Source organism: Paenibacillus sp. FSL H8-0548, from assembly GCF_038630985.1.
Classification (GTDB): Bacteria; Bacillota; Bacilli; order Paenibacillales; family Paenibacillaceae; genus Pristimantibacillus.
Map to the genome: position 1 here is coordinate 5677453 of NZ_CP152049.1, position 12802 is coordinate 5690254.

General features: G+C 45.2%; 6 protein-coding genes. All 6 read right to left on the minus strand.

The window, feature by feature from the left end; all coding sequences use genetic code 11:
* Window positions 1–79: 79 nt before the first annotated feature.
* The 6 genes from MHI37_RS24470 to MHI37_RS24495 all read right to left on the minus strand — a co-directional run bounded on the left by MHI37_RS24470 (window position 80) and on the right by MHI37_RS24495 (window position 12633).
* The gene (locus MHI37_RS24470) at window positions 80–5677 is read right to left on the minus strand and encodes a cadherin-like beta sandwich domain-containing protein (protein ID WP_076339132.1); all 5598 of its coding nucleotides are present in this window, start codon (window positions 5675–5677) and stop codon (window positions 80–82) included.
* Between the two features lie 135 nt (window positions 5678–5812).
* The gene (locus tag MHI37_RS24475; RefSeq protein WP_076339131.1) at window positions 5813–7453 is read right to left on the minus strand and encodes an ABC transporter substrate-binding protein; all 1641 of its coding nucleotides are present in this window, start codon (window positions 7451–7453) and stop codon (window positions 5813–5815) included.
* Window positions 7454–7499: 46 nt separating this feature from the next.
* Complete coding sequence (locus tag MHI37_RS24480; protein WP_076339130.1) at window positions 7500–8399, minus strand: carbohydrate ABC transporter permease; 900 nt, start codon at window positions 8397–8399, stop codon at window positions 7500–7502.
* A 17-nt stretch (window positions 8400–8416) separates the two neighbouring features.
* Window positions 8417–9346, minus strand: a complete 930-nt coding sequence (locus tag MHI37_RS24485) for an ABC transporter permease subunit (protein WP_076339151.1) — start codon at window positions 9344–9346, stop codon at window positions 8417–8419.
* 315 nt (window positions 9347–9661) lie between these two features.
* Window positions 9662–11290, minus strand: coding sequence for an extracellular solute-binding protein (locus tag MHI37_RS24490; protein ID WP_076339129.1), 1629 nt, complete (start codon window positions 11288–11290; stop codon window positions 9662–9664).
* A 317-nt stretch (window positions 11291–11607) separates the two neighbouring features.
* Window positions 11608–12633: a glycoside hydrolase family 88 protein gene (locus tag MHI37_RS24495; RefSeq protein ID WP_076339128.1), complete on the minus strand. Its 1026-nt coding sequence runs from the start codon at window positions 12631–12633 to the stop codon at window positions 11608–11610.
* Window positions 12634–12802: the final 169 nt, after the last annotated feature.

A 12802-nucleotide genomic window follows, 5' to 3' on the forward strand; every position in this document is an offset into this window, starting at 1 on the left:
AATATAACCAACGACCATTCATTCAAGGTCGTTGGTTATGTTTTATGAATGCTTAATCAATATGCTCTTATAGCTTCCTTTAATTTTTCAATAAATTTAAGATGACTTGTGCACTCTCTGCACGACTCGCAATGCCCTGAGGGATGAATTCCTGCTCACTGCGACCTTGTAAAAGCTTTTGCGAGACGGCAGCTTTAACTCCCGCTTCAGCCCATTGACTAATTTTTTCGGCATCTTTGAATCGCGTCGACAGGCTACCACTTATGTCCAGCTGCTTATCACTCTTCCATTCATAAGCGCGAACTATCATAACTGCCACTTCCTCACGCGTGATCCATCCGTCCGGATCAAATATTACGTTGTCACGGCCGCTTATTAGGCCAACTTGGTATGCATCACCAATTATTTCTGCATACCAGGCTTCTGCTGCTACATCATGGAAGGGCGAAGCTTCATGGCTTGCAGTAATTCCTAACGCACGTACTAACATTGCAGTAAACTCCGCACGAGTAACTGGCTTCTCTGGTGCAAACAACTTATCGGATACACCATTAATGATATGCTTAGCCGCCAATTCTCTCACCGTCTCGGCTGCCCAGTGGGTAGCCGCAACATCTGCAAAAGTCTTATTGAACTCCAGAACTGCATACTTGCTGAAGTGGTAAATGTCCGCGCTAAGTTCACCATTCACCCATGTTCCTCCGACATACTCAAGTCGGCCTTGGTCATCGATATAGTAGACACCAGCCAATTTGGTATCCGTGTTGGCTTCAACTTTGAATGTCAGCGTGATTGGTGTCTCAAAACGCTCCAACTTCACTTCTTTGCCATCCTTTGTCACGCCAACAAGTCGCAAGTCATATATATCACTTACAGCCTTAATGGCCGCGCTGGATTTAGCTGCAGCTGCTTCGACTAATGCGCTCGACGCCGCCTCCCCAACCTGATCTATCTTCAGAACAAGCTTCGCATCTGATGTTTCATTAACCGGAAGCATGGACTTTAGAGTTCTAAGGATAGAGGAAGGAATTTTTACTGAAATGCTACCTTTTGTTACTACAATCGGCTTTGCTCCCAATGTCTCAATCGCTTGTGCTGGTATAAGAAGTTCTTTTTCCTTCTCGCCAAGCAGAATCGACACTTTATCATTAATACTTTTTAGTGATTCTTCATCAATGATTTTCTTATCTTCAAAACTGTCTGTATTACCTGCCACTGGCCCCGGTGATGTTACACTTGATGGAGCTACCGATACGGTAACCTCAACTGATATACCACCATAACTTGTGGTCAATTTCACCGTACCAGTACCAACAGCAGTTACTAATCCTTGCGCGCTAACTGTTGCTATATTCGTATTATTAGAACTAAAGTTGACCTGTGAGGTGACATCTTTTCTTGTATTATCTTCGTATATAGCTGTAACTACGGTTTGATGCGTCCCACCGAGACTTAAGTTATACGATGTGCTGTCCAGCTCAAGCGCCGATAATTGAGGTTCATCTGTTGCAACATCTACTTCCAAACGGATAGCATCATACATAATGCTCGTAAATACATTATTCCAAGAGGCATTCCCATCAGGTGTAGGCAGTGATAACTCCACGATATTCTCACCTTGATGTATCAGTCCAGCGTCAAACTGTGCTTGAACTTGATAGTATATCCCCCTGGCGGCTCCTTGCCGGTATAACGACGCATCATTTTCAGGACCTTCACCGAATGCGCTTTCACCATTTCCTGGAGATTCCCATCTACCGATTTCTACACCATTCAATTTTACTAGCAAAGAACCGTATACACTTCCTGCCAATCCGAAAGTCATCGTTCCAGTTCCCAACCCTGACTGGTAACCGTCAGAATCGAACCGAATTTTCCAAATTGCTGGTGAAGAATCCTTAGGAACTTTTAGCATTGCAGGATCACCTGGCGTCTTCGAAACCGGCTGAAAGAAATTCCATTTTTCACTTGGATCATCCACACCTACCTTGAAATCCACACCATTAGGGAATTCCAATGGATACTCCAACCAAGTGCCGAATTGACGATACTTGTCCAAGTTTGGAATCGAAGAGGCATAGGCATTGGGAGTTACAAAAAACTCGGCAGCTGAACGGTCCGGCGTTCCAATTTGCCAGAGTAGTTCACCATTCATCTTCGGAACCCATGACAGGCCCCCCAGATCCGTTGTCACATTTGAATGAATAACAACATGATCTTTTCGGAATTCATCGAATACACCGTCTACAAAAGCATATAAGGTGTACTCACCGGGACGAACTGCAGGAATGCTGAAACTGCCGTCGCTTGCAGCACGAGCATAATACACATAATCTTCATTTTGGAGCTGCCAATCCTTATCGCCTGCAGCTAGAATGACCCATGCATTATTCGCTGAAGAGCCATCGGCAATCGTTAGCTTCCCGGTTGCATTCCCTCTGGAATTGGCCGCATATAAAGGGTCAGCCACCCAAGCGTAAGGCCATTTGGATATTTCTTCTTCAGCGCGAGCCTTAGCATCATCCCACATAGCATCGGTACTGTCGCCTTCATTCAAATATAAATAGAAGGGACCGTACACTTTCTCCCACCCTACCGGAGGATTCAAGTTAGTGTTGCCATAATGGGCAGTAATTTCATGCCATAACAATCTGGGCCCCGCACCGGTTTGATGCGTAGTCAGCTCCTGTTTAGTAGGACCGCCAACATAATATTCCTTACTGGCTTGGATTATAGACATACCGATCTTGTCTCCGTAAACACCAAACACATGATTATCGCCTTCCAAAGAACTGATTTGCTGGTATTTGGTATATACCGAGCCATCTGCGAGCAAATTAGTAGCATCCTGCAGCACCGGCCCACTTGTCAAATCTGAAGTTGTGTCAAAGGTGCCCTTGCGTAGATCATCAATGGCGTAGTCTTTAAATACGGAATCTGGAGGACTAAACGAATAGCGCAATTGTTCTAGGTTTAATCCTGCCGGCATATCTGACGTATATTTATAAATTGAATAATAGTACAGTCCAGGGGAGTCGGCTTCCAGAACCATACGAGCATCTAATTGATAAGGAAGCTGATTCGGATCATGTACAAGAAACGATAACTCAATTCTTTCGTCGCTTTGCGACACAATGGAGAACGTCGCGCCAGTCAGTGCCTTTTGTCCACTGACTCCATTTATTTTGTAATTCGCAAGATAACCGCCAGTTCCCAAGTTAAGTGTTGGTTTACTCCCGTTAAGCCTTATACTTGTAATATTGGCCGTTGATTTAGCAATGACCAGCGAAACTTTGGAATTCTGCAACGTGACGGTTCCGTCTCCGTTATCCGTTAACGCAAGCGCTGTAGACCCCCAAATATCTTCAGGAGAAGCTGCACTAATTTCAAGTGCATTTATTCTTGCGCTCGAACCGCTTATCCCCATATTCAGTTGTCCGTCAAGCAATTGTACGAAAAAGGTTTTACTGCTAAATGTTCCCAAAGCTGCGGAAAGGCTCTCTGTCTGACCTTCCGTCACGATATTCATCCCTGAAAGTCCGGCAGTCGCATCTCCTGCAATGGCTCTTACTTTATATAACCCATTAGGAAGATCCACTGTAAAGGAGTACGCATTGCCTACGCAGAAGTCTCGTCTTAGCGCATCGGTCGGTGCGCCGCGGTCGCGACCATCGAGCCCGTTCACGCTAGCCCATCCGTAGCCTATATCCGCATTATACAAGGATGAAGCGCTGCAACTAACCCCTGTATACCCTGTTTCTATCTCGCCAGGTCCAAAATCAAACAGGTAGGAAGTTACTGATTCTCTGTTATTCACATCAACCGTATAGGTCTTTGTTGTACCATCCTGTGCTGTGACGAAAACCTCAATTACATTACTTCCAGGTTGCAGAGAAATCGGAGCAGATGCTTGGCCGCTATCCACCGGATCCCCTTGAATCGTAATTGTCGCATCTTCATTCTCTGTTGTTGGTGTAACCGTCAAGCTGACAGCACCATTGGCTGCATTGGCTGTATACTCTGTTGTGCTGCTTGCAAACGTCGGATTTAGTACACCGCCGCTTAAAGTCAAGTTAGACAAATTTGCATTGTCTGACTCTGCTCGGTTCACAGTTATTATATAGTCTTTCGGTGTACCGTCCTGGGCTGTTACATGAACGGCTATCCTATTGTCGCCAACTTGAAGTGGAATTGGAGCCGAGGTTGGGCTGCTCATCTCCACGTCATTAACCGTTGCCTTCGCAAAAATATCCGATGTTTTTAGCGTAACAGTGACACTAGTAACCGTGTTGGCGACGCTTGTCGCATAGCTTGTCGTTTCACTGCTGAATGCTAGTGCACCATTGCTTAGCGTCAATTCCGATAAAGTAGCGTCATCGCTTAATGTATCCGTTTGGCTTACCAATAATGTGTAGGTGCTGCTAATCTCCGGAAACGCCTTGGAGGCTACTTTAACCTTTATTTCATTAATTCCCGACTCAAGGCCTGCTTGCGATGAAAGAACTCCGCTTGCAGCAGCTTCGTCATTTACGGTTATATCTGTATTAGCAGGGAAAGAGGAAGTAGCTGTAATTTGAGTAGAGGTTACAGAAGTCCCTACAACTGAGCTATACTGGAATTTATTCATCTCAAAGGATTCACTGAATGTTATATTTGTCGCAGACAAACCCAATAAGTAAGCGCTGTCAATTTTAAGCGCTTGGCTCGCATACACAGTTGGATCAGCCGCATTCGTTGCCCTGACATTCACAGAGATAGGCGAACTGCCCCCTTGAACAGTCAATAACCCATTATTGGAGATTGTGATGCCAGAGCTTGAGTCCAACAGATTTTGATTGCTGGCATCATATAAGCTCCAAACTAAATTAGGATTTGAAACGGGCCTGCCTAAGATATCATTGGCTGCCGCAGTGAACTGTACGGTTTGGGTAGATTGCACATTGAGTGTTAATGGGCCCGATAATTCCAACTCGTAATTAGGAACATACACATTAACATTATCAACGTTCATCTCTATTCCGTTATATCCAGGCATAAATGAAAGCGATCCCACTTTTGTTGCATTGACATTAGTAAAACCAAAAAAAGAGGGCGATGTATAGATCGTTGTTGAGCCATCCGAAATAGTAAAATTAAATCTTTTATTCTCCGGATCGAAAACAATTTTGAAATGATACCAGGTCGAGGTAGAGTAGCCGGACACTACGGTAGTTGCTGTACCACCGTCATAGACTCTCATCGTGCCTCCAACAATATCCATGCGAAAAGTCAAATTGCCAGAGTTTAAACTTGATGAATCATAATAAAACAAACGACCCGTAGAGGAAGATGAAGGAATGTTAAGATCAAATTCTGAAACGAATAGCGTACTTTGAGCAGCGGCAAAGGGTTTGCCAAAATATGCACCTGTCGATGCATGAGTGTTACTGATCGACGCATAGGTATTGTCTGTCCCACTTTCTTCGCGAGCCATTACGTTTAATGTGCTTGTAGGTGAAACTGACCTCCAGTAGTCCGAGCTGCTTGTTGGAATTACAGAGTCTGGTGAAAATTGTTCGAAGTCGTCTTGAACGAGTGTTGTAATTGGCGCCGCCTGGATTTGCAAATCCTTTGTCCATAAAACAATCAAAAAAATAAATGAAAATAATAATAAAATCATTTTACCTTTTCTTAACATGTTTTTAGCCGCCTTTCCTATTATCTAAATTAGATATCCCCATGAACTTATTCATGAGGATATCTCGATTTCGTTTACTTACGGAAAGAATTTAATTGATCTACATTCGGAATACGGATTTTTGCTGCGATTCGCTTATCTGTATTGGCCTGCGTCAATCGCTTTTTGCTTTTCGTCGAGAATTTCCTGGTACCCAGATTTCAAATACGTAACCTTGGCCGCTTGGTAGACCGAATCAAAATCGGCCTCCGATGCGGTCACAATCTTCACGTACAACTCCTGGAACATGGAATTTAGATCGGCTTTGTATTCGCCTACTGTGCCCAGCACAACCGAGAACAACGCATCCGGCGTACGGTATTCCGTATTCGATTCATAATTCTTCAGCACCGTTTCCGCCAGCGACTCATAGCCCGGAGGCGCCCAGTTCTGCAGGTAGGACTTGCGCGTCACGGCCGGATCCGGATATTGCGCCATCTCCGTAACGAGCGCCCAGTAATCTTTGTTATTGTTGTTCGACAGCTTCGATTCTCCGGCGAAATCCGGCACCTTTGCGGCAATGCCGTCTGCGTCTAGATTGTAGTTCTGGCCCTCGACGCCATTCTGGAAGAAGAACAGGTTCTCCGGCTGGCTCAGCCACTCCAGATACATCCATACGGCAGTCCGCTCTTCTGGCGTGGACTCATAATTGATGCCCATGATGAAGCCGAACGGCCAGTAGGCACGGCCTTGCGGCTGGTTTCCTTGCGGCACGAGCGCTCCCGGAGGAAGAATATCGAAATGGGCATCCGGGTTGTTCGCCAGCGTTGCGGCGAAGACGTCGCTATTGCTGGCGAGGTAGAGAGCAAAAGTGCCCGTTTTGCCGGCAACGAATTCAGCTTTAGCTTTTTCGTCGTCGCTGCGCAAATAGAACTCCTTGTCGATCAGGCCATTATTGAATTGATAGTTCAGATTGCGCAAATATTTCTCACTGGCTGCGGACGTCAGGTCGGCAACGCTCAAGTCGGAGTACAACGCGCGCTCCTTCTCATTGATCGGCCAATCGCGGAACGCATAGCTGTACGTATAGTTATTCAGCAGCAGCTTCTCACCGGCTACGCCGAGTCCCGCTTCCTTCCACTTCGCCAGCATTTCGTTGTATTTCTCCAGCGATGTCAGATCCTCGACCTTCATGCCAACCTTCTCTACCCAGTCCTTGCGGATGAGGGTCGTTTGGTTGTCGGCGACCGGACGGTCGGCGAAGAAGAACACCTTCTTGCCGTCCACACTGCCGTATTGCTCGATCGTCGAGCTTAAATTGCTCCAATATGACGGTGCATAGTTGGCGATCTCTTTATAATCGAGCTCCTGCATCACGTCTTCGCCATAATAGGTAAGCGCTTGCGGCATATCGTAATGGAAAATAATATCCGGCGCCTTGTGCGAAGCCAGCAACTGACCGTAATCAGTTACTTCGCTTGAACGCGTAATAGGTCTATATTTGACATCGATGTTGTATTTGTCGCCAAATTCCTTCTGAACCCAGCGCGTATAATAGTTGTCGGTGACGTTCCAGCCTTCGAATGCGCGCTCATATATCGGTATTTCCAGCGTTACGCGCTCCGGGAAGCCGCCGGAATAATCCGGATAAGCGGAAGCGTTTTCAGTAGGCGCGGCGCTGGCCCCGTTCGTAGCGGACGGCTTGTTGTTGCCGCCGTTATCTTTGGTACATGCGGACAATACACTTAATCCCATAATGACAGCTAGCACGGTAGAGAGCATTTTTTTTCTTACCAAGGTAATTCCCCCATTTCGAATTTTCACTTCTGAAGTATTGCTTTTGCTATCCTTTAACCGCGCCGATCATGGCGCCTTGAACAAAATATTTCTGAATAAACGGAAAAATACACAGAATCGGCAGTGTGGCGAATACAACGACGGAAGCCTTCAACACCTCCGGATTGCTGATCTGCACTTGCGTAGCCTCCAGCTGAAAGCTTTCCGTCGCCTGAATAATCAGGTAATACAGCTTGAGCTGCAACGGCCGCATATCGACATTTTGTTTAATGTAGAACAACGCATCCTGATAAGCGTTCCAGCGACCAACTGCGTAGAACAGCGACAGCGTCGCGATAATCGGCTTCGATAACGGCAGCACGATGCTCCACAGAATTCGGAAGTGATCCGCGCCGTCAATCCGCGCTGACTCCTCCAGACTGTCTGGAATTGTGCTGGTAAGCGCCGTCTTCATTATCAGCAGATTGAATGCGCTGAAGGCCAGCGGGAGCACGAGCGACCACATCGTATCCAGCATTCCCAGACTGCTAATGAGCATGTAATCGGGAATAATACCGCCGTGGAAATACATCGTGAACAGGAATATAAATGTTATTACCGAACGTCCTTTAAGCTGCTTGCGCGACAGCGGATACGCTGCGCAAATCGTCACGATCATGCCGATAATCGTGAACAGCACCGTCACAACAATGGAGACGTAAAGCGAACGCATAATGCTGGCGTCGGCGAAAATTTTACCGTATGCCTCTACGGTGAAGCCTTTGGGCCACAAAATGATTTTATTGGCGATAACATAGGCATCAGCGCTAAACGATTTGGCAACAACGTGAACAAACGGCAGTAAACAAGCGAGCGAGGTCATGATCAAGAAGAGGCCGATCAGCACGCCCCAAATGTCAAATTGTTTTCTGCCCGATGCGCCTCCGGCGCGGGTGCTTTCTTTCATGGCGTTTCGCCTCCCTTCTAGATCAATCCGTCCTCGCCAAGCTTCTTGGCGATGCGATCCGCAGCCAATACCAGAATCAGCCCGATCACGGCCTGGAACAGTCCCAGCGCCGTCGCTCTGCTGAAATTGCCGCTCTCGATGCCCCAGCGATAAACCAATACCGGAATCGTCGTGGTAAATTCGGTTGTCGCTTTATTCATCAGGGCGAAGATTCGTTCGAATGAGCCTTCCATTATTTTTCCCAAATTCAAAATAAGCAGCGTAACAATCGTCACTCGAATGGACGGAATCGTCACATTCCATGCTTGCCTCCAGCGACCAGCTCCGTCTACGGTGGCCGCCTCGTACATCTCCGGGTTAATACTGCTGATGGACGCCAAATAAATAATCGTGCCCCAGCCCATGCTTTGCCATACCCCAATCGCGAGGTAAGAGAACAGCCAATGATTGTCTTGCTGTAGGAACGGAATGCGTTCGCCGCCCAGCATGAAGATAATGTTGTTGACTACTCCGTTGCCTTCGCTTAGCAGCTGATAGGCAATCGCGCCGATGATGACCCACGATAGAAAGTGCGGCAGGTACAGCACCGTCTGATTGACCCGCTTGAACCTTACGTTTTTGATTTCGTTCAGCAGGAGCGCCAGCACGATCGGCAGCGAGAAGCTGAAGACCAGATCGAGTCCATTCAATAGAAGCGTGTTGCGAATGGCGCGTAGAAAGTCGTGCTTGCTGAAGAGATCCATGAATACGTCGAAGCCGACCCATTCGCTTCCCCAGAAGCCCTTCGCGATTTTATAATTTTTGAAGGCCAATACGAGACCCGTCATCGGCGCGTATTTGAAAACCAGCACGAAGGATAACGGTATTAAAAGCAAAACATAAAGCTGCCAGTCCCGCCTGAGGTAAAGACCCATTCCCCCTTTTTGTCTTTTGGTACGATTGTTCATTGCAGATTGTGTTTGTAATTCTGATGAAGCGTTTTCAAAGCTCAAGTACTTCACCTCCTCGCAGAATGATTTCCTCCCAAGTGATGCATACACTGTCATCATCGGCGAGGTTGTGCCCATCATAACGCCACCGCTTCGCATTCGTAAATATTTTGATATTGATGATAAATGTCACTTTTGATTACTTCGTGTATTTATGCGGGATGAACCCCTCTCGCATAATCAAATATGATAATGAAAGCAAAAATGGAACTATCTTTGGACGGCATATGTTCGCCGTAAAGACAGTTCCAAATCAAAGCTTGTATATATTAGTTATCTTATATAGCCTGCACGAATCGCGGCTTCCTTTTCATTTAATACGTCTTGATATCCAGCATGAAGGTAGGTGTTTTTTGCAGCCTCGTATACCTTGTCGAATTCCTCTGGCGGTGCCGTAGCTATTTTCACATACAGTTCTTGAAATATGGCATCAAGATCAGCTTTATATTCATTGACCTTATGCAACACAACCGAATAAAAGGCATCAGGCGTTCTGAACTCTGCATTTTTTTCGTATATACGCAACATCTCCTCCCCCAAGTACTCGTATCCAACAGGTGCGATACTTCGAATAAATCCTTGTCGGGTAGTTTCAGGATTCGAATACTCCGGTAATTCCGTTACCAGCGCCCAATAATCTTTGTTGTTATTGGAAGACATCATTGACTCCCCATCAAAATTGGGATTGCTTACAGGAAGGCCGTCAGAATCAACTGTATAGTTCTCTCCTTCAACACCATTCTGAAGCAACAATAAGTTCTCAGGTTGGATCATCCACTCCAGATACATCCAAACAGCGATACGCTCTACATCAGAGGATTCAGCGTTAATTCCCATAACGAGTCCAAACGGCCAATAAGCCCGTGACTGTGGTTTATAGCCTTCCGGGGTTAAAGCTTGTGGATCTAATATTGCAAACTTTGCTTCAGGGTTATTCTGTAAAGTTGCTTTTATCACGTCGGTATTGCTCGTAAGGTGAAGACTAAAGGTTCCTGTCTTTCCAGCAACAAACTCGGCTTTTGTTTTGTTATCATCATCTCGAAGGATAAATTCCTTGTCAATCAATCCGTTGTTGTACTGGTAATTTAAATTACGAAGATAACGTTCCGTTGCCGGGGTCGTTAGATCAGCTATTCCTATGTCAGAGTAGAGTGCATTTTCTGTTTCATGAATGGGCCAATCTCGGAACGAATAATTAAAAATATAATTGTTTTTTTTCAAACTTTCTGCGCCGACACCTAGTCCGGATTGCTTCCACTTTAGAAGCATTTCATTATAAGTCTCAAGCGAAGTCAGATCCTCCATCTTCATACCTACCTTTTCAACCCAATCTTTCCTAATAAGCGTTGCATGAATATCCGCTTCTGGACGTGCCGCAAAGAAAAACGCATTTCCCCCTTCCACTTCACCATACTCTTTAATAATAGCCCCCATTTCCTCCCAATAGGTTGGAGCATAGTGAGCAATTTCCTGCAGATCTAAATCTTGTATAACATGTTGACTGTAATAGGCCAGTGCTTGCGGCATATCATAATGATAAATAATGTCGGGAGCTTTATGCGAAGCAAGCAACTGATAATAATCCGTCACTTCACTGCTTCTATTAATTGACACAAACTTTATATTTATATTGTACTTATCGCCAAATTCTCTCTGAATCCAGCGTGTATAGAAGTTGTCTGTCGTATTCCATCCCTCTGAAGCACGTTCGTAAACAGGGATTTCTAACGTGAATTTTTCAAGGAATCCCTTCGAATAATCTTTATAAAAGCCTTCTTGGCTTTCGATGCGGTTACGGCTATCCGTATCCACAGTATCGTTCTGATCTCTACACCCCGTTAATATAAGGAGCATCATTTCTAAACCTATTACAAACAAAATCGTTATCTTTTTTACTCGCATGATGTTTCCCCCTTTATTTCTAACACTAGCTTTCTGACAGTCCTGTCGAAATTTATCTCACCATTAAGTGTATACAAAGTCAGCGAAAATCGTCAATATTTTTGTAAGCGCTTGCCGAAACGTGTAGCATTGTTACATGAAGTAAAAGGCACAGACCTTGTTATTTCAACAGGTTGCGCCTCACATCATATATTATCTCAAAATACGGTAATTTTTTGCGACATACTTAAATTCCCATCCACTGCTTCTCCTGATATTCGTACCTACATAGATCATCTGATCTCACCTCTCGTAGCTCGGAATGATTCAGCGCTATGCTATTTATTATTTTCCATCACGACAGCCAACAGGGCTAATGAAAGTCCCTGTCCCCAACCTTGAGCCCATTTCTTGTCCACTCGAAGATAGCCGTCCCTATCATTCATTACTGCTGTGCCCCCTGAGACGTTCAGTACACGACCGTTTTCGGAGATATTCGTCAATACGCCATTTAATGCTCGTTGTACGTACTTACCATGCAGCGGATTGTTATTGGTTATCATCGCTGCGGCAATACCGGCACTTGCTGAAACTTCGCTATATGAATCAGAATAATCCAGTACAGTTCCCCAAAGCCCATCCTCTTTCTGGAGATTTTTAATTGAGGCAAGTTGATCACGCAATGAACTGTTAATGTGCATGAAAGGCGGATAGAGATAACCTTCCGGAAGAACCTTCGATACTCTTGACATCGTATACGCCGCCCAAGCATTCGCGCGTCCCCAATAAATACCAGAAATATGATCCTTATTAATATGGTTATAGCCATGGTACCAGAGACTTGTTTGTTCATCCTGCAAATAGTTGATATGCCAGTAGAACTGATGCAAAGCGTCATCAATAAATGGTTTTTCATTCAACATAACGCCGGTACGTAATAAGAAATAAGCGGCCATAAACAACGTATCCGCCCAACATTGCTCTGGAAAATCGTTTTTGGAAGAAACCGTATGCTGTAACACACGATCTCCGAAACGTTCTGCTTTGTTTTCAAGATAATCTATTTTACTGAGAATTAAATCCAAATATTTTTGATCTTTAGTTTGTTCATATAGGGTTATCAACATATGTCCCATAGCACATGTATTCACGTTCCAATCCGGAAGCCCCGCTTCAATATATTCATCACACCAGACGGCCATTCTTTCTAGATATTCTTTCTCTCCCGTGACCTCAAAGGCGCGACTAACGCCATAATAGGCAACACCGCAAGACCAATCCCAGGTTAGGTCCATTCTTAATGTGTAGTCGACAACTTGATGAATGACTTGCCCGATATGAGCTTGATCCGTCTCTATTTTCATTGGTTTCATCTACTCCTTCATTTTTCGTTTACCCATCCACGAATGATAGCGGATACAATGAGTCGCGCGATTCGCGATGTCTGTATCATAACCTCTGTTTTTCTATTCGGTAAATCGTGAGTATTGATTTCGAATGTCAGTTTTGATTCCTTTCTTAACGATTGCCTGG

What these genes read in the sequence shown, in the direction of transcription:
- MHI37_RS24470 (WP_076339132.1), bottom strand. Translation starts at nt 5,677, where the DNA reads ATGTTAAGAAAAGGTAAAATGATTTTATTATTATTTTCATTTATTTTT.
- MHI37_RS24480 (WP_076339130.1), bottom strand. Translation starts at nt 8,399, where the DNA reads ATGAAAGAAAGCACCCGCGCCGGAGGCGCATCGGGCAGAAAACAATTT.
- MHI37_RS24485 (WP_076339151.1), bottom strand. Translation starts at nt 9,346, where the DNA reads ATGAACAATCGTACCAAAAGACAAAAAGGGGGAATGGGTCTTTACCTC.
- MHI37_RS24490 (WP_076339129.1), bottom strand. Translation starts at nt 11,290, where the DNA reads ATGCGAGTAAAAAAGATAACGATTTTGTTTGTAATAGGTTTAGAAATG.
- MHI37_RS24495 (WP_076339128.1), bottom strand. Translation starts at nt 12,633, where the DNA reads ATGAAAATAGAGACGGATCAAGCTCATATCGGGCAAGTCATTCATCAA.